General features: G+C 53.7%; 19 protein-coding genes and 1 other annotated feature. Of the genes, 10 read left to right on the top strand and 9 right to left on the bottom strand.

Features of this window, described 5'->3' with window-relative positions:
• Positions 1–212: 212 nt before the first annotated feature.
• The 3 genes from panE to NST96_RS22665 all read left to right on the top strand — a co-directional run bounded on the left by panE (position 213) and on the right by NST96_RS22665 (position 3,482).
• A complete protein-coding gene (gene panE, locus NST96_RS22675; protein ID WP_003391274.1) occupies positions 213–1,142 on the top strand; it encodes a 2-dehydropantoate 2-reductase in 930 nt (309 codons plus the stop codon).
• 41 nt (positions 1,143–1,183) lie between these two features.
• Positions 1,184–2,119, top strand: a complete 936-nt coding sequence (locus NST96_RS22670; protein ID WP_003391276.1) for a 4-hydroxy-3-methylbut-2-enyl diphosphate reductase — start codon at positions 1,184–1,186, stop codon at positions 2,117–2,119.
• A 175-nt stretch (positions 2,120–2,294) separates the two neighbouring features.
• Complete coding sequence (locus NST96_RS22665; protein WP_243014661.1) at positions 2,295–3,482, top strand: MFS transporter; 1,188 nt, start codon at positions 2,295–2,297, stop codon at positions 3,480–3,482.
• 38 nt (positions 3,483–3,520) lie between these two features.
• On the opposite strand, the gene NST96_RS22660 is transcribed toward NST96_RS22665, so the two are convergent.
• Together NST96_RS22660 and NST96_RS22655 are read right to left on the bottom strand one after the other, a co-directional pair.
• Positions 3,521–3,907: a cupredoxin domain-containing protein gene (locus tag NST96_RS22660; protein ID WP_003391281.1), complete on the bottom strand. Its 387-nt coding sequence runs from the start codon at positions 3,905–3,907 to the stop codon at positions 3,521–3,523.
• 159 nt (positions 3,908–4,066) lie between these two features.
• A complete protein-coding gene (locus NST96_RS22655; RefSeq protein ID WP_003391283.1) occupies positions 4,067–4,696 on the bottom strand; it encodes a LysE/ArgO family amino acid transporter in 630 nt (209 codons plus the stop codon).
• Positions 4,697–4,842: 146 nt separating this feature from the next.
• Here NST96_RS22655 and NST96_RS22650 point away from each other — a divergent pair, with 146 nt between their 5' ends.
• Together NST96_RS22650 and NST96_RS22645 are read left to right on the top strand one after the other, a co-directional pair.
• Positions 4,843–6,285, top strand: a complete 1,443-nt coding sequence (locus NST96_RS22650; RefSeq protein ID WP_031931614.1) for a PLP-dependent aminotransferase family protein — start codon at positions 4,843–4,845, stop codon at positions 6,283–6,285.
• 78 nt (positions 6,286–6,363) lie between these two features.
• On the top strand, positions 6,364–8,100 hold the full coding sequence (locus tag NST96_RS22645) for a methyl-accepting chemotaxis protein (RefSeq protein ID WP_003391288.1): 1,737 nt from the start codon (positions 6,364–6,366) through the stop codon (positions 8,098–8,100).
• Positions 8,101–8,192: 92 nt separating this feature from the next.
• Here NST96_RS22645 and NST96_RS22640 read toward each other — a convergent pair whose 3' ends face one another.
• From NST96_RS22640 to NST96_RS22610, 7 genes are all read right to left on the bottom strand, one after another.
• Positions 8,193–8,525: a spore coat protein gene (locus NST96_RS22640; RefSeq protein ID WP_003391289.1), complete on the bottom strand. Its 333-nt coding sequence runs from the start codon at positions 8,523–8,525 to the stop codon at positions 8,193–8,195.
• A gap of 16 nt (positions 8,526–8,541) precedes the next feature.
• A complete protein-coding gene (locus tag NST96_RS22635) occupies positions 8,542–8,856 on the bottom strand; it encodes a ferritin-like domain-containing protein (RefSeq protein ID WP_003391291.1) in 315 nt (104 codons plus the stop codon).
• 123 nt (positions 8,857–8,979) lie between these two features.
• Complete coding sequence (locus NST96_RS22630; RefSeq protein ID WP_003391293.1) at positions 8,980–9,789, bottom strand: hypothetical protein; 810 nt, start codon at positions 9,787–9,789, stop codon at positions 8,980–8,982.
• Positions 9,790–9,861: 72 nt separating this feature from the next.
• Entirely contained in the window at positions 9,862–10,698 is an 837-nt protein-coding gene (gene proC, locus NST96_RS22625) for a pyrroline-5-carboxylate reductase (protein WP_003391295.1), read from the bottom strand.
• Positions 10,699–10,796: 98 nt separating this feature from the next.
• The gene (locus NST96_RS22620; RefSeq protein WP_338463270.1) at positions 10,797–12,068 is read right to left on the bottom strand and encodes a glutamate-5-semialdehyde dehydrogenase; all 1,272 of its coding nucleotides are present in this window, start codon (positions 12,066–12,068) and stop codon (positions 10,797–10,799) included.
• Between the two features lie 54 nt (positions 12,069–12,122).
• Positions 12,123–13,232, bottom strand: a complete 1,110-nt coding sequence (gene proB / locus NST96_RS22615; RefSeq protein ID WP_003391301.1) for a glutamate 5-kinase — start codon at positions 13,230–13,232, stop codon at positions 12,123–12,125.
• Between the two features lie 48 nt (positions 13,233–13,280).
• Positions 13,281–13,523 (bottom strand) — a binding site (T-box leader).
• A 55-nt stretch (positions 13,524–13,578) separates the two neighbouring features.
• Positions 13,579–14,175, bottom strand: a complete 597-nt coding sequence (locus NST96_RS22610; RefSeq protein ID WP_024985581.1) for a DL-endopeptidase inhibitor IseA family protein — start codon at positions 14,173–14,175, stop codon at positions 13,579–13,581.
• Between the two features lie 201 nt (positions 14,176–14,376).
• On the opposite strand from NST96_RS22610, the gene NST96_RS22605 reads away from it, so the two are divergent.
• From NST96_RS22605 to NST96_RS22585, 5 genes are all read left to right on the top strand, one after another.
• On the top strand, positions 14,377–14,793 hold the full coding sequence (locus NST96_RS22605) for a hypothetical protein (RefSeq protein WP_003391307.1): 417 nt from the start codon (positions 14,377–14,379) through the stop codon (positions 14,791–14,793).
• Positions 14,794–14,976: 183 nt separating this feature from the next.
• A complete protein-coding gene (locus tag NST96_RS22600; RefSeq protein WP_003391310.1) occupies positions 14,977–15,702 on the top strand; it encodes an ABC transporter ATP-binding protein in 726 nt (241 codons plus the stop codon).
• On the top strand, positions 15,695–17,356 hold the full coding sequence (locus NST96_RS22595) for a hypothetical protein (protein ID WP_243014659.1): 1,662 nt from the start codon (positions 15,695–15,697) through the stop codon (positions 17,354–17,356). Before NST96_RS22600 ends, NST96_RS22595 begins: the two co-directional genes overlap by 8 nt.
• Before the next feature lie 335 nt (positions 17,357–17,691).
• Complete coding sequence (locus tag NST96_RS22590) at positions 17,692–18,813, top strand: S-layer homology domain-containing protein (RefSeq protein WP_003391313.1); 1,122 nt, start codon at positions 17,692–17,694, stop codon at positions 18,811–18,813.
• A 387-nt stretch (positions 18,814–19,200) separates the two neighbouring features.
• Positions 19,201–21,609: a 3-hydroxyacyl-CoA dehydrogenase/enoyl-CoA hydratase family protein gene (locus tag NST96_RS22585; RefSeq protein ID WP_024985578.1), complete on the top strand. Its 2,409-nt coding sequence runs from the start codon at positions 19,201–19,203 to the stop codon at positions 21,607–21,609.
• Positions 21,610–21,616: the final 7 nt, after the last annotated feature.

Below are 21,616 nucleotides of genomic sequence, written 5' to 3'. Positions count from 1 at the left end.
TCACGAATATTTATTAAGAATCCATTTTTAAACGTTCGACTTTCTTCTGTTTTCTATACTGAGGATTATAAAAGTTTACGAACGAGGCTGTCAAGAGGTTTAGTGACATTCAATGTTAGTTTTTCTAACATAATATTGCGGGTGTTGTATCCGGTTCCTTTTTTGTAAAATATAGACGAACTATTTCGAACAAAAAGGGTGGAGGGATTTAGGTGAAGGTGCTGGTGTTGGGAGCGGGGGCAGTAGGCGGTTATTTCGGTGCCCGGCTCGCTGAAAAAGGGGTCGACGTCACGTTTCTCGTAAGGGAACGCAGACGGGAACAATTGAAGCAAAGAGGGCTGAGAGTACAAAGCGTTCACGGCGATATTCACCTGGAGCAGCCCCAATTGATTGTCTCGGGAGAAAAGGCAGGACCGTTTGATGTCATTTTGTTATCCAATAAGGCGTATCACCTGGATGACAGCATCGAGTCGATCGAGCCGTATGTAGGCGGAAATACAGTCATTCTGCCGCTTTTGAATGGAATCGCTCACATGGAGCGGTTGTGGGATACATTCGGTCGTGACCGGGTGCTGGGCGGATTGTGCTTCATCGAAACGACGCTGAACCCGGAGGGAGATGTCGTCCAGACAAGCCAGACGCACGACATGGTTTTCGGCGAGTGGGAGGGTGGAGGAAGCGAACGAGTCGAAGCGCTCAAACAGGCATTCGCCGGTACGAAAGCGAGCATTCGGGCCAGCGCCGATGTTCAGCGTGACATGTGGCAAAAATACTTGTTTATCACCACGCTGTCAGGAATCACGACATTGATGAATTCGTCAGTCGGTCCGATCCGCGATGCGGTGTACGGACTGGAGCTGACACGCCAGTTGGCCGAGGAAAGCGCAGCCGTTATGCGCAAGCTGGGAGCTCCGATCGACGAGGACGTTGAGGACAAGCAAATGGATACATTTATGAAGCAAGGCTATCGCATGAAGGCATCCATGCTGCGCGACATGGAAAAAGGCTTGCCGGTGGAAGCCGACCACTTGCAAGGATTTTTGATTCAGAAAGCAGACCAGCTCGGGATTGCCGTACCGATGCTCAAGGTTGTTTACAACAATTTGAAGGTGTACGAATTGAAGCGTGAAGCGGCCAAATAAGTTATAATGAAGGCAATACGCAAAATGGAGGAGGGGTAAACGTGGAAGTCATCAAGATTTCCCCCCGCGGCTATTGCTACGGCGTCGTTGACGCTATGGTGCTCGCGCTCAAAACGGCGCAAAACTTCGATCTGCCCCGTCCCATCCACATTCTTGGGATGATCGTGCACAACGCCCATGTGGTTGAATCGTTTGAAAAGATGGGGGTCAAAACGCTGGATGGCGAAGACCGGCTTGCCCTCTTGGATCAAATAGACGAAGGGACAGTCATTTTTACCGCGCATGGCGTTTCGCCGGAGGTGCGAAAAAAAGCTCGTGATAAAGGGCTGACCGTCGTGGATGCGACATGCCCCGATGTCACCAAAACGCATGATTTGATCCGTGAAAAGGTGGCGGAGGGATACCACGTCCTCTACATCGGCAAGAAGGGGCATCCGGAGCCTGAAGGGGCAGTAGGAATCGCTCCTGATCGGGTGCATTTGGTGCAGACCGTAGACGAAATCGAAAAACTGTCGATGCCGACCGACAGACTGATTGTCACCAATCAGACCACGATGAGCCAGTGGGATGTCAAACACCTGATGGACGCGATCATCAAGCGTTATCCGCAAGTAGAGGTCCACAATGAAATTTGCCTGGCCACGCAGGTTCGGCAGGAAGCTGTTGCCGAACAGGCAGGCGAGGCCGATCTGACCATCGTCGTCGGCGATCCCCGCAGCAACAACTCCAACCGGCTCGCTCAGGTAGCGGAAGAGATTGCCGGTGTGCCGGCATATCGGATCGCAGACTTGTCCGAGCTTGATCTGGAGTGGCTGAAAGGGAAAAAGCGGGTGGCTGTAACATCCGGGGCGTCCACCCCGACGCCGCTGACCAAAGAGGTTATCCAGTTTCTCGAGCAATACGACGAAACGAAGCCGGAGACGTGGGATAAGAAAAGAACGGTCAATATGAACAAAATCCTTCCATCGGTAAAGTAAAGCGCCGGCTTTCGTCAGGCGGCTGGCTCACTGCGGCAGGAGAGCCAGAGCCTGTCGATGGGGCGCGGATGCTGAAGACCTGCAAAAGACGAGCACTGTTGGCTCGTCTTTTCTTTGGTCGACCGCCAAACAGTTTGGCGAAAACCTGGTTTTCTTAAATCAGAAGGAGGACTCTATGGAGGGCAAGGTAGGGCGGCATATGAGCTTGTGTGCTTTGTATCTGTTCATCTATTACGGGTACGGGGCGCTTTATCCGCTGATTACTCAGTATTATCAGTCCATTCAGCTCACGGGAACCCAAATCGGCATCATCAGTGCAGTGACTCCTGTTGTTTCCATGGTCACCCAGCCGATTTGGGGAATGATCTGTGATCGTTTTCAGATACGAAAACCTGTATTGATGCTTGCGCTGGTCGCTTCGGGATTGGTCGGTCTGCTCTTTCCGGCGGTTTCGACGTTTGCGCTCGTCTTCCTCATGTACGTCCTGCTCTCTATTTTCCAAAGTGCGCTGGTACCGATCTCGGACAGCATGGCGCTCGGCTATGCCAAACAACATCACCTCCAGTTTGGAGACATTCGCCTATGGGGTGCCGTCGGCTTTGCCGTGGCAGCGCTGTTGACAGGACTCGCTCTGGAGCAATGGGGTACGGGAAGCATTTTCGTTTCCTACTGTGTGGCGTCGCTGATCGCTGTTTGGTTTTTGCGAAATATTCCGGATAATACCGAATCGGCTCCGCGGATTGGCGGGAGCCTCCTTCAGGGCGTGATGGAGCTGATGAAGCTCCCTCGCTATGTCCTTTTTCTCATTGCTTCTTTCTTTATCTACGGAGCCATTAATGCGCACAACATCTGGTTTTCGCTGTACTACCAGCATATTGGCGGCTCTGTCGCCGGCATCGGGCTTGCCTTTATGCTCTTTGCCGGCAGTGAGGCGCCGTTCATGAAGCTGGCCAGTTTCTTTGTCCGCCGCTTCGGCCTGGAGCTGACGATTCTTTTGGCGGGGACTGTTTCTGCCATGCGCTGGCTATGGTACAGCTCGGCGCCGGGGACGACATTTGTGATCGCCTTCTTTTTCCTGCAAGGACTTTCCGTCGGCTTTTATTTGGCCACAGCTTCCCAATTTGTCAGGGACAACACACCGGCTTCTCTGCAAGTGACGGCGCTGTCTTTATTTGTGTCTATCGGGAATGGACTCGGGTCGATGACCTGCAATCTGGTCGGCGGCTGGATCAAGGACCTCTCGTCGATTTTGGAAACGTATTTGTTCTTTGGGATTGCGACTGCTCTAGGCTTGATTCCCTTGCTAGTAATCCGCTATGGGCCGTGGAAGCAGCCCCGGTTTGCCCAAAGCAGCCACCTCTAGCAAAGCTCTTCCGTTGCTAGAGCCATCCAGCGTGAAGGCTAATTGACGATCAAAGTCCCCTGGTAACCGATTTCCGGATAGCCGGGGGTATTGGAGATGAATGGAAATTGGCCTTCCTGCTCAGCCAAAAATTGCAGCGTTGCCGACTGGTTTGGCTTCAGATCGGAGGATTGCACGTTCAATTCGCGGATCACGAGATTGTGCGGGCGAATATCCGTATTGACGATCATCAGGGAGACGGTCTCTCCTTTGTTGACGGATAGCTTGTTGGGCAAGAAACCTGCATTGGAGATGGTTACAGTCTGCACGCGTTGGGCAGTCACTGGAGAGGCATACAGGCGGTACTGATGAATAGCCAGTAACCCCAGTATCAACGCCAACGCGATTAACGGATAGCGAAGCTGCCTGTACCGTTGACGAGTCATATCCCTTCAGCTCCTTTGCGTGTGCGGAATTCTTGGAGGTGTTACTATTATCCTGCCCTGGACCTCTTTGGGATAAACAAGAGAAGTGTTTGCGGCCGAAAAGCGCAGAGGAACGTAGAGAAGCAAAAAAGGAGAGCGGGGAGGCTCTCCTTTTTTTGGTCAGGAAAGAGACTGAAAATCGCGGATCAAGGAAATGGCCATATACAATGCGATAGCCCAGATAATCAGCGCGGAGACGATGTTTAGCCCGCGGAGCAGTCTGCCGGAGGTGTCGAGCTTTCCAGCGGTTCTTCCGGCGATGGCAAGCGCCAGAAACCAGAGCCAGGAGACCAGGATGCAGGAGAGGGAAAAGGCCCATTTCAGCGTACCCGTATACTGAAGCGAGCTCGTTCCGATGACCCCGATCGTGTCCAGGATGGCATGCGGATTCAACAGGGAAACGGACGCGGCGAACATGATCTGCCGCTTGGGCGTGAAGCGCTCCGCTGCCTCTTTGTCCACAGCCGGGCGGCTGCGCCAGGTCATGAAGCCCATATATGCGAGGAAACAGACACCGATTGCAAACAGGATCATTTTCAGCCAGGCAAAGGTAAGGACGACCAGTGAAACACCGAGCACAGCCAGCAAAATAAGGGCGGTATCACAAAGAGCAGCCGTGATGACGACTGGCAGTGCACGCCAGAGAGTAGGCTGCAGTGCTCCCTGGTTAAAGACAAATACGTTTTGCACACCTAGCGGCAGTATTAAGCCAAGTGCGAGTGCGAAACCGTGCGCGATTGCTTCCCACATGCGGGAGCCTCCTTTGTATCCTTTTCATAGGTTTTAGCGTACGTGAAAAAACGGAGAATGTCTCCAGCCAATTGGTTTGCTTTGAGACCAACCAATTCGTAAAATAGCAACAAAACGAACTGTCGGAAAAGGAGGGGAATGCTGTGATGCTGAAGCTGGACTGGAAGCCGGACAAACATGCTGACCTGCCTGTTTATTTGCAAATCATCCAGTATATAAAGGAAAAGATCGCAAGCGGCGAATGGCCGGTTCATACCCGACTTCCCACGCAAAGGGCGATGGCGGAGGCTTGGGGGGTAAATCGCAGTACAGTGGTCACGGCCTTGGACGAGCTAAAAGCGGAAGGACTGATCGAGTCTGTAGTGGGAAGCGGAACGGTCGTAAGCAACAATACATGGTCCGTTCTCGCATCCGCAGCGCCTCCCGATTGGATGAGCTATGTACAGACAGGAGATCATCCGTCCAATATGCAGACGATACAGGACATCAACAAATACGAGAGTGATCCTTCCATGATCCGTCTGGGAACGGGAGAGCTGTCCCCTGACCTGTTGCCGCTCAGGGAAACGGAAGAGATCCTCGGTTCGCTGCGGGGACGCCTTACCCACCTGGGCTACTCGGAGCCAAAGGGCTGGCTGCCGCTGCGCAAGGCCGTCAGCGGCTATCTGCGGACAAGAGGGATTGAGGCGTCGCCCGCATCGATACTGATCGTGTCGGGAGCCTTGCAAGCCCTGCAATTGATCTCGCAAGGTATCCTGCGACAGGGCTCCGGTATTCTCCTGGAGCGACCTTCCTACCTTTACTCGCTATCGGTTTTCCAAGCTTCCCGGATGCGCCTGCTGGGGATTCCGATGGATGACGAAGGAATACGGCCGGAGTCTTTGGCCAGGCAAAAGCAGCTCCGGGATGCGGCTCTTTTGTATACGATTCCTTCTTTTCACAATCCGACCGGCACGCTCATGTCTGAAGACAGAAGACGTCAGGTCATGGCTATTTGCGAACGGGAGCGGCTTCCGATCCTGGAGGACGATGTGTACGGCGAGCTGTGGCTGGACGAGCCGGGACCGCTGCCGCTGAAAGCGCTGGACCAGAACGGGCTTGTCCTGTACACCGGGAGCCTGTCCAAGACGCTCAGCCCCGGGCTGCGTATCGGATGGATCGTCGGGCCGGAGCCGGTGATCGAGCGGCTGGCCGATGTCAAAATGCAGACAGATTACGGTGCAAGCGCTCTGTCCCAGTTGGCTGCGGCAGAGTGGCTGCGGGGAAATCGCTACGAGCAACACTTGAAGCGGGTAAGAGCGTCGCTGAAAGAGCGGAGGAACCTGACATGCAGTGCTCTTTCTCGCTGGTTTTCCGGCATTGCCGAATGGCAGGAGCCGCGTGGCGGGTTTTACATCTGGCTGCGCCTAGAGCAGGCGAGATCCATGCGGACGCTCTTTTTACGGGCGCTCTCCGAGGGAATCCTGCTGAACCCCGGATATGTGTATGACCAAACAGACAGTCAGCATATGCGTCTTTCCTACGCTTACGCAAGCGAGGAGGACCTGGAGCATGCGCTGTACCGGCTCTCGCAGTTATTGCGGAAGTAGCGGGTTTATCGCGGCGGGAAAAAGGGTAGGGAAATCCATACAAAAACATGTCGGGAAAGCCATTGCTGGGGGGATTCCATGAAAACAAAAAAACAGACAAGCATCGTGACAAATATCGTGATCATCATCGGAGTGGTGATGCTTTTATTGGCGGCTGTCAATGCGCTTAGTCTTTATTTGCACAACAGCAATGCCGTAGAAAAGTCGATCTCCGCTTTCGGGATGGATTTGGCCCGGAATGCGGCAGCACAGGTGGACATCGGGACGTATCAACGCTTCCTGGAAAACCCTGTGGAGGGCGAGGACTATTGGAGCATCCGGAATCAATTGGACGACATTCGCAAGAAAATGGGGGCAAAGTACATTTATACGATTCAGGTAGATGAGGCAGAAAACGTGAAGCTGATGATCGATGGCTTGCCCAAAGGGGAGCCGAATGCAGCCGAGATCGGCGATGAGGCTTCCACCTTGACGTACAAGGAGCTGGTTCCTGTTCTCAACGGGGGAACAGCCAGTCAGCCGATCGTCCATGATGCCAAATACAATGAGGACTACCTTTCTGCATTTGCCCCATTGGTCCAGTCTGGCAAGGTGGTAGGCATTCTCGGCGTCGATATTGATGCTTCGGCTGTCCAAGGCATCATCTCGAAGGTCCAATGGGAAAGCCTGCCCGCTACGCTTTCACTCAATTTGATTGTCTCCTTCCTCGCCGCGATCTGTCTGGCGCTGTTCATTCGCAGGAGGCTGCGTCCTCTGCGCCAAATCAGCGAAAAGGCCGGGGAAGTCTCAGCCGGAAAACTCGCGGAAGCGGATTTTGCCTATTCGAGAAAAGACGAGATCGGCCTGATTATGGATTCTTTTTCCCAGATGATTGCGCACCTCAGAGAGCTGATTGGCGATGTGAAAACAGCGGCTGGACAAATGGATCAAATGACCGACGAAATGGCCCGCAGCATGCAAAACGTAGAGGAACAGGCACTTGCAATCGGCACGGCGAGCAGCGAGATCGCGCGGGGGAACGAGCAGACGGCCCGGTCTGTCGAAGCCATCTCCGGGCTCAATGGCGAGTTGACGGATAAGATTCAAAACGTGAATCAACAGGTGCAAGACATGCAGCGCCTGGGCAGAGACGTTTTGCGGACAGGAGAAGAAAGCCGGCTGCAGCTAGAGTCCTTCCTGTCGCATTCCAGAGAAACGTCAGCCCAGCTCAGACAAGTCAATTCCGGTATGGAACGGCTGGTGCAAAAGTCGGCTGACATCGGCAGCGTCGTGACCACGATTCAGGAAATTGCCGGGCAGACGAATCTGCTCGCACTAAATGCGGCCATCGAGAGCGCCAGGGCGGGGGAAGCGGGGAAAGGCTTCGCTGTCGTCGCCCAAGAGGTGCGAAAGCTGGCCGAGAAAACCTCCGAAGCGACCCTGGTGATCCAAAGAAATGTGCAGGATGTCATCGGAGAAGTAAACCGGGTGACAAGTGAATTGGAATTGACGATGTCGAAGTACGAAGAGGAGTCCGAAAAGATCAAGGGCGTTTCTGACGGAGTATCCCGTCTGGCAGCCATCACGGACGCTTTGCAGATGGCTCTGGAGCAAGTCGTAGTCATTACGGATGAGATGAGCCGATTCCAGCAGTCGATTCGGCAGGACGTCCTTTCCGTGACCGCGGTTTCCGAGCAGACCGCTGCTTCGGCCGAGGAGGTCACCGCTACGATCCAGGAGGTTGGGGAACATATCCGGCAGGTTGCGAGGGAAGCAGAAGAGGTAGCAGTCCACATCAGGCAGCTGCGGCAAAAGACTGATATTTTTGTGCTGTAGTCATTAACGCCAAGCGGTATTGCATTGCGTACATCGATTTCAAAGCAAAGGGACATCCGGTCGTGGATGTCCCTTCTTTCGTGTTTCTCCCATCAATGATAAGGAAATTGGCTGGAGTACCCGCTGAACTGCTGATATGCCTGCTGCAGCTTTTGCTGCTCTTCTGCCTCCAGCTTGTACCAGCCCTTTTGGAACATCAGATTGTACATTTCCCGAGCGCTCTGGTGCGTCTCGTTCAAGATTTGCAAGAGGTCGTCGTACAACTGCTGATGGCTGGCTTCCCGTACGGCAACATTGAGGCTGTCAGTCAGGTATTTGCACGTGGCAAGGCCATCGTTGATAAAGTCCCGATCGTTCATCTGCGGTCCTTTTACCTGGGGGAGCTGTCCGCTTTGTGGATTGGCAATCTGATTTTGATTGGGCATCAGGTTTCCCCTCCCTTTACTGGGCCTGGTTTTGCTGTTGCTGCGCTTGGGCTTGTATCTGAGGGATGGAAGCCATCACCGCGGCGTTGTTGACCTGCAAATGGGTCAACAGCTTCTGGTAGTGCCGCTGGTGCATTTGGCCTGCTTTTTCCAAAGCCTGCTTCACTTCCGGATCGGTCGCTTGCTGGGCAAAAAAGTGAAGCTTTTTAAAGGCCAAAAGCTGCCATGACAGGGCATCCTTCAGGTAGCTGCAGTCCTTTGTGGTGATTGCGCGGGGAGGCTGGGGAATCGGCACTTGTGTTTGCTGCGGAGCAGTCATCATTGCAGGCATCGGTGTTCTCCTTTCATTAACCATGATGGGATACACACGTATTAGCATGGGGCAAGCCAAAGGGGAATATCCTTGCAGGAAGGAAGCAAAAAAAGGCTGGAAGCAGAGAACTGCCCCAGCCCTTTATTTTTCCAATTCGAGTTGAACCACTTTCAGATCGATGCTTGCGGGTGCGATGTTCAGACAATACGTCGCTTCCTCGTGAAGCGCTTGCTGAATCCGGTGAGCAAGCGGCTGCAGGGGAGTGCCGAAGGGCAGACGCAGCGTCAGGGAAACCTCCAGACGCGGCAAATCCTCAAACGTATAGACTGTTTTTTGCAGCTGCGTGACCTCGGGAAATCGGGCGCATGTAACCTGAACGATTTTTCGCAAAACCTGGGGATGAATCATGATTCGTCCGCCAGTAAAAGAAGGGTGGACGACGGTCGTTTCGCCGATCACTTCTTTTTTCGGGGAAAAAATTTGTTGGGCGGAGGCGATCAGGCGCTGCAGCAAATCCTTTTCCACCTCGACCCGCGGAATCGGGATCACATGCTTTCCCTGCGTCTCCCGGATGTAGCGGGCTGCTTCAATCTCCTGCTGGGGCTTGATCGATTCGATCGGGATGTAGCGGACAGGGTCCGGCAGTCCGAGCGCTTCGACGATTCGGGAGATCATCCGGCGGGAGGTGCCAAGGATCAGCAAGCGCTCCGGATTGGTCAGCGCGAGCGTCCGGCGCACTTCATCGGCGTGGTCCTGGTAGTGAAAAATGGCCCGTTTTACCGCCTGTATTTTTGTTTTTTCATATTTGGCGGAAGTCCCGGCCAGCTTGCGTCCCTGATGGATCAGAATGCCGTCGTCAATGATGGCGTCAATCCCCAGCTGATGGGCAAGCTGGAGGGCGCTCGTGCTTTTTCCGGTTCCGCTTGTTCCAAAAAGGGCGTAGATCTCCATGCATGTTCTCCTCGTTCGGTTCATTTCTACCAGTATACACGAAAGCGGGCCCCAGCGGAAAAGCCCGAGGGCTTATTGGTACTGGGCACCGAGTTCACGGGCCCGCTCGGCTGCGCGAAGAACAGCTGAAGTGATCGCTTGTTGAAAGCGGAACGATTCCAGCACCTCCAGGCCAGCTTGAGTGGTGCCTCCCGGACTGGTCACCTTTTTCCGGAGAAGGGCAGGTTCGTCCGTAGTGTGCAGCAGCATCTGGGCTGCCCCGAGCAGAGTCTGGACCGTCAGCTTCCGGGCCATCTCCCTGGAAAGGCCGGCTTTCTCGCCTGCACCTTCCATCGCTTCCACCAGATAGTAAATGTATGCAGGGCCGCTGCCGGACAGACCTGTGATGATGTCCAGCTCTTCCTCGGCAACGGTGTAGACGGAACCGATTGCTTCAAACAGCAGGGTGGCGAGCTGGAGCTGTTCCTTTGTGACAAAGCGGTTGGCTGCCATGCCGGTCGCCGACAAGCCGATGGCGGACGAAGTGTTGGGCATCGTTCTGACGATCGGGCAGTCGATATCGAGCCATTCGCCGAGGCAATCGGTAGAGACACCGGCGATGACGGAGATGATCAGCTGCTCCTTGCGTACCAATCCTCTCAGGCTTTGGCAGGCCTCGGCAGCGTCCTTCGGCTTCATCGCCAGGATCAGGATGTCCGATTGGGAAATCAATGTATGTTTATTGGAGCACGCGGATACGCCAAATTGTTCTGACAGCCATTGAAGACGATCCTGGTTGCAGCGATTGGTGATCAGCACCTGCTCCGGCAAAAGCAATCGGTTTTTGACGATACCGGCCAGCATGGCTTCTACGATGGAGCCTGCGCCGAGAAAGCCGATGCGCACGGTTTGAAGGTTGATGCTACTCATGCTGAATCCTCCTCTGTCTGCGCGGGGACCTGCCTGCCAGTCGCCTTCCCAGGCGGGCAGCGGTGCAGGCGAGCCCACTTGCAGCTGATTTGTTTGTATTAGCGGATCTGGCCAGAGCCGCGGACGACGTACTTGCTGGTCGTCAGGGCGGTCAAACCCATCGGGCCGCGTGCATGCAGTTTTTGAGTACTGATGCCGATCTCCGCGCCGAAGCCGAATTCTCCTCCGTCTGTAAAGCGGGTCGACGCATTGTGATAAACCGCAGCGGCATCTACACGGGACAGAAACAACTCGGCTCTCTCGTTGTCCGAAGCGACGATGGCTTCCGAATGCCCCGTTCCGTGGCTTTCGATATGCCCGATGGCGTCATCAAGACTGTCAACAGTGGCGACTGCCAGGGTCAGACTCAAGTATTCGGTATCCCAATCCGCTGACGAAGCTGCTGCCAATCGGTTCGCAAGAGCGGGGTGGAGCAACCGTGTCTTTTCGCAGGCGCGAAGCTCGATTCCGGCTGAAAGCAGCTTGGCAAGCAGTCTGTTTTGCAAATCTTGCGGCCAGCTGCGGTGGACGAGCAGAGTTTCGGCGGCGTTGCACACAGCCGGGCGGCTTGACTTCGCGTTCAGGATGATCGCTTCGGCCATGTCGTAGTCGGCCGTTTTGTCGATGTAGACGTGGCAGTTTCCGACCCCTGTTTCCAGAACGGGCACAGTCGACTTTTGCAGTACGCGCTGGATCAGCGAAGCGCCTCCGCGAGGAATGATGACGTCGATCAAGCCGTTTGCGGTGCACAATAGATCTACAGCTTCATGATCCGGATAAGGCAGGTACTGAACGGCTTCTTCGGGGAGGCCGGATTGGACCAGCGCTTTGCGGATGCATTCAGTGAGCGCGAGGTTGCTGGAAAGTGCGCTTCGGCTGCCACGCAGGACGATCGCGTTTCCTGTCTTCAGGGCGATTGCCGCCGCATCGACAGTGACGTTGGGACGTGCCTCGTAGACGATGCCGACCACGCCGAGCGGGACGCGGATTTGCTCGATAACCAGACCGTTTGGACGAGTCCAGCGCTCCATGATTTCACCGACCGGATCGGTTTGCTTTGCGAGCTGATGCAGGCTGTCCACCAAATCCTGCAGCCGCTCAGGCGTCAGTCGCAGCCGATCCAGATAGGCGGCGGGCTGACCAGCCTGCTGGGCCTTGATCAGGTCTTGCTCGTTTGCCGCCAGGATCGCCGTCTGGTTTTGCAGCAGCTGTCTGCCTGCTTCGCAAAGGGCGGCGTCTTTGGCTTCCTGCTTGAAGCGGGCCAACTGGCGGGACGCTTCCTTTGCCAGCTTCATTTGCCCATACAATTTCTCTTTCAGGGCGCTCTCCATGGTTCTCATCTCCCTTTCCAATACGTCAGCGGCTACTGCCGTTTATTTGTCTTTCTAGGTTAAAAAGGCGGCTTCCGTCCATTGATCGCGGTGGATTACCGTACCGCTTGGCTTCGCCGGGTGATGCGCTGACAACAGGTCTTGCAATTCGCTCGCGTCATAACGGCTTACGCCTCTGCCGATCAGGCGGCCGTCGCAGTACACGTCGATCACCTCGCCCTGCAGGAAACTTCCGCTGACCTCCAGAACGCCTGCTATCAGCAAGCTTCTCCGCTTTTCCAGGACAGCCTCTGCCGCCCCGGAGTCAATCGTGATCTGGCCGCTGACAGGGGAGTGCAGGGCAATCCATTGCTTGCGGGTCGGAAGAGCGTGCAGCGGCGGTTCTTCCGGCTTGTGGCCGACGTACGTGCCCTTCCCTTGGCCGCGCAACACGGCAATCAGGTCGTCCGGCTCTCCCAAGCGCCCGATGAAGGTAGAGATGCCCAGATGATGGGCTGTTTTGGCAGCGATGAGCTTGGAACGCATTCCGCCTGTACCGAGCCGGGAAGCGCCACCGGCAAGCGCCTCCACGTCTTCTGTGATCGCAGGCAGGTGAGGAATGCGAACGGCGTCGTCATGGCTGCGCGGATCTTTGTCGTACAGACCATCCGTATCCGTCAAAATAAGATAGAGATCGGCGTGAACGAGACCGGCAACGAGCGCGCCCAGCATGTCGTTGTCGCCGAAGGTAAGCTCTTCCACAGAGACTGTGTCGTTTTCGTTGATGATCGGCAGCACGCCTTTCTCCAAAAGGAGCGACAGCGTCTGGAAAGCGTGTTGATACCGTCCCCGGTGAGAAAAGTCGCTGCGTGTAAGCAATATTTGCGCAATTGTGATCCCGTAGGACCCGAAAAGCTGTGTATAGGTCTGCATCAGCAGGCTCTGGCCGATCGCGGCTGCTGCTTGTTTGGCTGCCAGCGTTCGCGGTCGCTGCTGATACCCCAGTCCCCGAAAACCGCTCGCCACCGCGCCCGAGGAGACCAAAACGACCTGGTGTCCTGCCTCCCGCAGCTTGCTTACAGCGGAGACGAGCAGAGACATCTTGTACGGGTCGCAGCCTCCACCCGCAGCGGCAAGCGAGCTGCTGCCCACCTTTACAACCAGCCGCAATTTTCCCTTTTTCATCTCAGAGCCTCCTTGTCTAGAAAAATAAAAAACCCTTTCGTTCCTCGACATAAGGACGAAAGGGTTCATTTACCTTCGCGGTACCACCTTACTTGACGATAGGAGCACGTTGGATGCTCGGATATCGTCCAGCTCTCTTTCTTTGATAACAGGTGAAAGAAACCTGTCCAGGTCATCCCTGGCAGCTCTGGGGGTGGGTTCAAACCGTATCGCGGGCGAAATCTCTCAGCCGCTGAATTTCGCTCTCTGGTCCGGACATGCGATTTTACTAGTCCCCGTCATTGCAATCCGTATGCGCTTATTAATTCATAATTATTCGCATGGAGGGATAAAAATGTCAAGAGGGTTATTCAAATTGTTCGCTGCCGTACGCACCCGTTCTCGATTTGATTTCATACCGCTTTGTTTTTTTGTCGCGAACGAGCAAATACGTAATCGTCCTTTCCGACGCAAAAGAAGGGGAGGTGGCCTCGTTCACCGTGACGAGCAGCCCGTCTGCCGTTTTTTCCAAGCTCGTGTTGCCGGTCGAAATCAATACCGGATACAGGGCGGAGGGCCCTGCCAGATAGACCTTTCCCTTGACTACCTTAGTAGTCAGATTGTCGTACATCCGCTCAGCCAAGGGGCGAGTCCAGTAGCGGGAAAAATAGGAGACGATTTTCTCCCGGCTGTCAAAGCGGGAGGGAAGGGCACGATAGGTCAAGCCGTCTTCGCGGATCGGCTTTCTTTTGCTTTCCATCGCCGCAAAGTAAAGCTCCTCCCAGACGTGTTCAGCCCTGTTGAGGAAAATAACCGTATCGGCCTTGCTCTCCCCCAGTTTTTGTACAGCGATTTGTCTTTCTTGTCTTTGCGTCGTTTTGGCTTTTCCCTTCTCGTCCTGCGGTCCCGCATTGCAGCCAGCGAAGAGAGCAGCCGCCACAAACAGAATCAACCATCGTTTCATGCCAGCACCTCACTTCTCCTCACATGATTCTCTTTATCTAGCATGCCTGCGGGAGAGAACAGCCAATCGCGTTAACTTTTTCCTGACAGGGCAAGAAAGACCAGGTGAAAGAAACAGGAAACAGATAGGGGTTGTTTCCAACCAGTATTTACGGCTATCATGAAGGGAGTCATGCAGTTCGAATAGTTGAGGTGGATAATCATGTTTGGTTTTGGAAAAAAAGTGAAAAAGCTGGAAGGTACGGACGTACTGATCATTAAGACAGAAGAAGCAGCCAACCGGAATTTTTATCAGGTGGCCTTTCCCAGCATGTATGCAAACGATATTGTGAGCATGTTGAAAAAATTGGAGCGCTCTTCTTTCAACAAGCCCGAATACCTCGGTGAGATCGGCGGTTTTCGCATGGTTACCCACCTGGAAGCCATGATGGACATCACTGTCATGGACGAGGCAGACATGGAAGGGCATCCGGTGCAAATCCAGGACTTTGCCAATATTTTGCTGCGCCGTCTGGAAGCGCTGGAAGAGCGCGGCGTGCTGGGCGACAATGAAGATATTGCCTTTATCATGGGCGAATTGACCATGCTCAGAGACGGAAGCTTCATTCCGCAAGCCTAATGAACAGAATGCGGCAAACAGTTGCATCCAAAAAGGAGAGTGAATTTGTTCACTGCTCCTTTTTGTTTTGTTTGATAAATTTGGGGAATTGCGCAAATTCCGATATATGCAACCAATAAGCCGGTTAAAACGTACTTAAACAGGGGACCTTCCTTCCCAGCGGCACATATGAGGAGGTACATGATGATAGAACTCCAAGGAGTTACCAAAAGCTACAACGGCTCGACAAAAGCGGTCGACAACCTTCAGTTGACCATTCCGAGAGGCGAGATATTCGGTTTTCTGGGGCCAAATGGCGCAGGGAAAACAACCACTATCAAAATGATTACGGGGATCACTCGTCCTGACCGGGGAACGGTGCTGATCAATGGAAAGGATATTTTGACCGATACAGTTGCGGCCAAGCGCCAGTTTGGCTTTGTACCCGACAGCCCGGATCTGTTTTTGCGGCTGAGAGGATTGGAATACGTCAATTTCATGGCGGATATGTACGAGGTTCCGCACAGCCTGCGCAAGGAACGGATCGAAGTTCTGGCGAAACGGTTCGACATGATCGATGCCCTGACCGATCCCATCCAGAGCTACTCGCACGGAATGAGGCAAAAAATCATTATCATGGGAGTGCTCATCCACGAGCCGGAAGTCTGGATTATGGACGAACCGCTGACCGGTCTCGATCCGAAATCATCCTATACCCTGAAAGAAATGATGCGGGAGCACGCCGACTCCGGAAGGACTGTGCTTTTCTCGACTCACGTACTGGAAGTGGCGGAAAAGCTGTGCGATCGGGTAGCCATTATCAACAAAGGAGTCCTGCAGTTCTGCGGTACATTCCGCGAGATGCAGGAGCACTTCCAGTCCGATGAATCACTGGAGCGCTTGTTCCTGGAGATGACCGATCATGAATAAGACCTGGCAATTGACAAAAGTGATGCTGAAAAACGGCAGCGGCTTTTTGGGAGGCAAAGCAAAGGACAGGTGGAAAAAGATTGCGCTGCTGCTGTTGGCTTGTCTCGGCCTGTTGCCGTTGATGTCGGCCTACGTCATGATTGCATCAGCGCTCTATGACGGCCTGAAGCTGGTCGGACAGGAAACGGTTCTGTTGGGGTTGGGGCTGGCTGCAGCCTGCTTGGGCATCTTTGTTCTCGGCATTTTTTACGTTCTATCCGTCTTTTTTTATTCACAGGACATTGAGCATCTGCTCCCTCTGCCGCTCAAGCCCGCTCAGATTATCGGCGCGAAGTTTCTCGTCACGCTTCTGTACGAGTATGCGACGGTGGCGATCCTTTTAGGACCTCTTTTGATTACGTACGGATTCAAAAGCGGCGCAGGCGTCCTTTACTACCTGCACATGCTGATCACTTTTTTGGTGCTGCCGGTCATTCCTGTCGTCCTAGCCTCGCTTGTGGCGATGGTGTTCATGCGGTTTACCAACATCGGCAAGAGTAAAGACCGCTTCCGGCTGATCGGCGGATTGGTGGCCATCGCGATCGCGATCGGGTTTCAGGCAATCGTGCAGCGGGGGGCAAGTACGATTGAGAACGCAGAGCAGCTTCAGGAAATGATTTTGTCAGACAAAAATATGTTTTTGTCGCTCGTCACACAGATGTTTCCGACGAGCAGACTGGGCGCGATGGCTTTGGCAGAAGCAGGCACGTTAGTCGGCATCGGCTATCTTGGGGCTTTCCTGTTCATCTCCGCAGCCTTCGGAGCAGCGCTCATCATTCTCGGTGATCGGTTGTATTTGAAAGGCGTTATGGGCATTTCGGAAACGGCTGCGAAGCGCCAGCGGGCCAGTGCGGAAGAGTTTGACCGCATGACGGGAAAACGTTCCGCCTTCCTCGCCTACGCGATCAAAGAGTGGAAAACGCTGTTCCGGACACCTGCCTTTCTGCTCAACTGCGTGCTTTCCAGTCTCTTTTTGCCGTTTATTGCTTTTCTGCCCTTGGCGACACGCTCAGATGGCTTGTCCGGCCTTTCCGCATACGGGGAGATGCTTCAATCGGAGACAGCGGCAGGGATCGGCATTGCAATCGCAGTGGCCGCAGCCATGTTTATTACGACCACGGGGAGCATCTCTGTAACGGCAATTTCTCGGGAGGGACAGAACTTTTTCGTCAACAAGTTTCTGCCGGTTCCCGCTTCGGTGATCATCTTGGCAAAAATTGTACCGGGATGTATTTTAGGCGTTTTCAGCCTGCTATTGATGGAGGTTCTGGCGGGTATCGCACTGCAAGCTCCTGTCTCCTTTCTGCTCCTGTCTTTTGTGGCGGCTGTCCCGGGAATCCTGTTTATCAATCTGATTGGGATCATGATCGACCTGAACATGCCCAAGCTGGATTGGGACTCGGAGCAAAAAGCGGTGAAGCAGAACATGAACACGCTCATACCGCTCATCATCATGCTGGCTGTTTCCGGATTGATTTTCTTCTTTGTGATCCAGGGAGATGCCGCAAGCTCCATGGTTGCCGGCACTGTATGCGTCCTGTTTGTGATCGTGGACCTGATTCTGTATCGTATATTGATGAAAAAAGGACCAGGCTGGATGGAAAAAATCGACTGATCATTTGCAAGCTGTCACCGGGGGCCTCAGGGTCTCCGGTTTTTCTGTTTTCAAAACGATTCTTTGGAACTAACGATGATTGTACATAAAGCCGTTTATTTTTCCTGGTGATGGGCGAAAGGAACTATTTTTAGTTCCTGAAGACTACTTCTATCTGTTCAATTTTTCTGGCAATCTTTACAATTGTAGAAATGATTGGTATTTTTGTCTCGGGTCATATAGTGTTTTAGTAAGGGAAAATGCAACCATTCGGCTAGGTGGACCTGCCAAATGGAGAGGGAATAGTTGGCTTACATATTAGCTTAGCTTTAAAAATAATCTGAAAGGAGTATAGTATGCGCAAACGGCATTCTCTTTTCCTACTCATTGTCGCAATCCTGGTGCAGTCAGTTTTTGCTGTCCAGGCGGGGGCGGCGGAAACTTACTACGATGATATCAGAGGGCACTGGGCTGAAAAGGAGATCCTCTTTCTTGAACAGCGGGGCATATTCAAGCACGGAGGGAACCGCCACTTCAACCCGGACAAGACGGTGTCGCGCGGAGAAGCGCTGGCACTGGTCAACCGCGTTCTGGAGGATGTGTACGGAAGACTTGCAACCCCCGTCCCCCAGCCGTATCTGGATCATCGCTATCCGTTGAAAACGGAAATCGAAGGACTGGTTGCCAACATGCAGGTGTTGCTCGATGTAAACACCGGGTTTGTCAACGATTTCAGGCCGGGCGATCTGATGGTCTACAATCTGCATCTCGCATCAAATGGCATGCTGATGAAAAAACCGCAGAAAGTCAATCCCGAATGGTGGGTGCCTACGCCTTACCTGCAATATCCGATGTCGAGGGAAGAGGCGAGCATGATCCTGTTCCATGTGCTGTCGCCATACAAGCTTCGCATCGTCGAGCCCAAAATCAATGACGTAAGACTGTTTTATGACGGCTATTCCCAGTGGAAGCACAAGAGCAGCTACGTCGATACCGTTTCTCCTTATGCGGAAGCGATTCGGGAATTCCAACTGTTTGGCGGGCAGCGAAATTTTGACCCGTACTCCAACATGACCAGAGCCCAGTTTGCGGTTGTGCTCACCCGCTTGCATCATTTTTTGGAGGGGGACGCCAGCAAGCAGTTCAAGGAAAGCACGAAGCGGCAGCAGATCGCAGCCAACCTGCTGTTGACGGCGGCCAATCGGGCGTTTTTGGACAAAGATCAGCAGCGCTTGTCTTCCTATGTAAGCGAAGCTGCCATAGAGAGTCTGACCAAATTGCAAGCAGCTTTGCCGCTGCATAGTTACATGGCGGAATTGAAGCTCAAAAGGGACGAAAACAGTTCCGATAAATTATGGGTGACCGGCAAGTACGAGCATCGCCAGGTGGGACCCTATGAGCTGGAGTTCCTATTTGAAAAAGACGAATCCAATCCGTTTGGACATAAGATTACGTCGATTGCGTACAGAGAGCGGTAAGAAGAGAAGGGAAGGGAGCAGCCGACAGAAACGTTCGGCATCCCTCCTTTTTTGATTGATTGTCCCAAAAGATGAAAAAGCGTACAGTCTTGCTGTTGCAAAAAATCGGCAAATGGAGATTGCAACGGCTTCTCTTTTCGATTACAATAAAAACTGAACGGTGATTCAGTGTCGGCTGAACTGCCAGACATCTCACGAAAGCGCAAGCAAAAAGTGGTGAGATGTTTTTTTACAAAACAAAAATGAATGAGCATTCATTCAAAGGAGACATGTAAAGCGGAATACAGGAATATTTTTGAACGAGTAGAAATCAGAAAGCAAGGATTTTTTGTTCAGACTATTTCGTATTTACCGCGAGATTCTAGTTTACATGAGGGAGGGTATTGGATGGAACGCAAAATTCGCAAAGCGGCTGTTCTCGGTTCCGGCGTGATGGGAGCAGGTATCGCCGCTCACTTGGCCAATGTGGGTATCCCTGTCTATCTGCTCGACATCGTGCCGCGTGAATTGACGGAAGAAGAGAGTAAAAAAGGGAAAACGCTGGCAGACCCTGCCGTTCGGAATCGGATTGCGCAAAGCGGCAAAGAGCGGCTGTTGAAGGAAAAACCGGCTCCGCTCTACGACAAGGCCAATCTTGAGCTGATCACCGTCGGCAATCTGGAGGATCACCTGTCCTATCTGGGTGAAGTGGATTGGATCATCGAGGTCGTTGTCGAAAATCTCGACGTCAAGAAAAAGGTGTTTGAAACGGTAGAAGCCCATAGAAAGCCTGGAACGATCGTCTCCTCCAATACATCCGGTGTCTCCATCAACGAAATGAGCGAGGGTCGCTCCGAGGAATTCCGCCGGCATTTCCTGGGCACCCACTTCTTTAATCCGCCTCGTTATCTGAAGCTTCTGGAGATTATTCCGGGGCAGGATACCGATCCGGCGATTGTCGACTACATGATGCATTTCGGAGAATTTGTCCTCGGCAAAGGGACGGTTCTTTGCAAGGATACGCCCAACTTTATCGCCAACCGGATTGGCACATACGGCCTCCAGGTCTCCATTCAGGAAATGGTTCGGCTCGGGCTTGGCGTGGACGAAGTAGACGCGTTGACGGGTCCGGCGATCGGCCGTCCGAAAAGCGCCACATTCCGCACGCTTGATGTCGTCGGTCTCGACACCTATGTGCACGTTGCAAACAACGTCAAACAAAAAAGTTCGGACGCGCAGGAGATCGCCGTGTTCGAGGTCCCGACCTTTGTCCTGGAGATGGTGGAGAAACGCTGGCTCGGCCAAAAAGCCGGACAAGGTTTTTTCAAGCAGGTGAAAACAGCGGAAGGCAAGGAAATCCTTGCGCTGGACTACAATACGATGGAGTACCGCCCGCGGGCGAAGGCAAAATACGCTTCGCTGGAGGCGGCCAAGACAGCCAAAACGCTGCCGGAAAAGCTGAAGGCGCTCGTATACGGAAAAGACAAGGGAAGCGAATTTGTCTGGAGCGTCTTCAAAAAGGTCTTGCTCTACTCGGCTGAAAAAGCGCATGAAATCGCGGATGACATCGTCTCTGTCGACCAGGCGATGAAGTGGGGCTTCGGCTGGGAACTGGGACCGTTTGAGACTTGGGACGCCATCGGGGTGGAAAAATCGGTGGCCCGGATGCGCGAAGAAGGAGAGAGCATCCCGGCACTGGTAGAGGAGCTTTTGGCAAGCGGAAAAACGTCTTTCTATCAAAAACAGGAGGGACGCCGGGCAGCATTCGCAATCGGCGGCGCCTATAAAGCCATAGAGGAGAAAAAGGAAAAGATCAACCTGGCCGCGCTCAAGGAGCAAGGCAAGCTGATCAAGAAAAACGCCGGCGCAGCTCTGGTGGATCTGGGCGATGGCGTAGCCTGCCTCGAGTTTACATCGCCGCACAACGCTTTGGGCATGGATGTCCTGCAGTTGGCCAGCTACGCCGTGGAAGAAGTGCAGCGCAATTTCCTCGGCCTGGTCATTGGCAATCAGGGGAAAAACTTCTGCGTCGGCATGAACCTCGGCTACGCCCTGATGGAAGCCCAGGATGAAAACTGGTTTGAGCTGGATATGCTGGTCAGCCGCTTCCACAAGGTAGGCAATGCGATGAAAAGCATGCACAGGCCGGTCGTTGCGGCTCCATTCGGGATGACGCTCGGCGGCGGAGTGGAGATCTGCTACCTCGCAGACCGCGTTCAGGCGTCGGCAGAAACCTATCTCGGACTCGTCGAGGTCGGCGTTGGCCTTTTGCCGGGGGGCGGCGGCACGAAGGAAATGCTGTTCCGCGCCATGGAGCACGTACCGGAGGGCGGCACTGTCCCGGTAGACCCGTTCCCGTTTGTGGCCCGGGCTTTTGAAGCGATTGCCATGGCAAAGGTATCGACCAGCGGCAAGGAAGCGATCAACCTCGGCTATTTGCGCTCCACTGACCGGATCAGCATCAATTCCGACCACCTGCTCTACGATGCCAAGCAACTGGTGCTGGCGATGGACCGGGAAGGCTATACGCCGCCCAAGCCGCGCAAAATCCGCGTCATTGGAGAGAGCGGCTACGCCAATCTGCGCCAGAATATTTACTCGATGAAAAAGAGCGGGTACATCAGCGACCACGATGAGCTGATCGCCAGCAAGATCGCCTATGTGATGTCGGGCGGAAGCGTTCCTGCGGGCACAGAGGTGTCCGAGGAGTACATCCTGGAGCTGGAGAAGCAGGCGTTTCTGGAGCTGATCAAAACGCCAAAAACACAGCAGCGGATGCAGCACATGCTGACAAAGAACAAGCCGCTGCGGAACTGATCATAAC

The organism is Brevibacillus sp. FSL K6-2834, from assembly GCF_038592925.1.
GTDB classification, from domain to species: Bacteria; Bacillota; Bacilli; order Brevibacillales; family Brevibacillaceae; genus Brevibacillus; species Brevibacillus borstelensis.
This window is presented reverse-complemented; position numbering and strand designations above follow the sequence as displayed.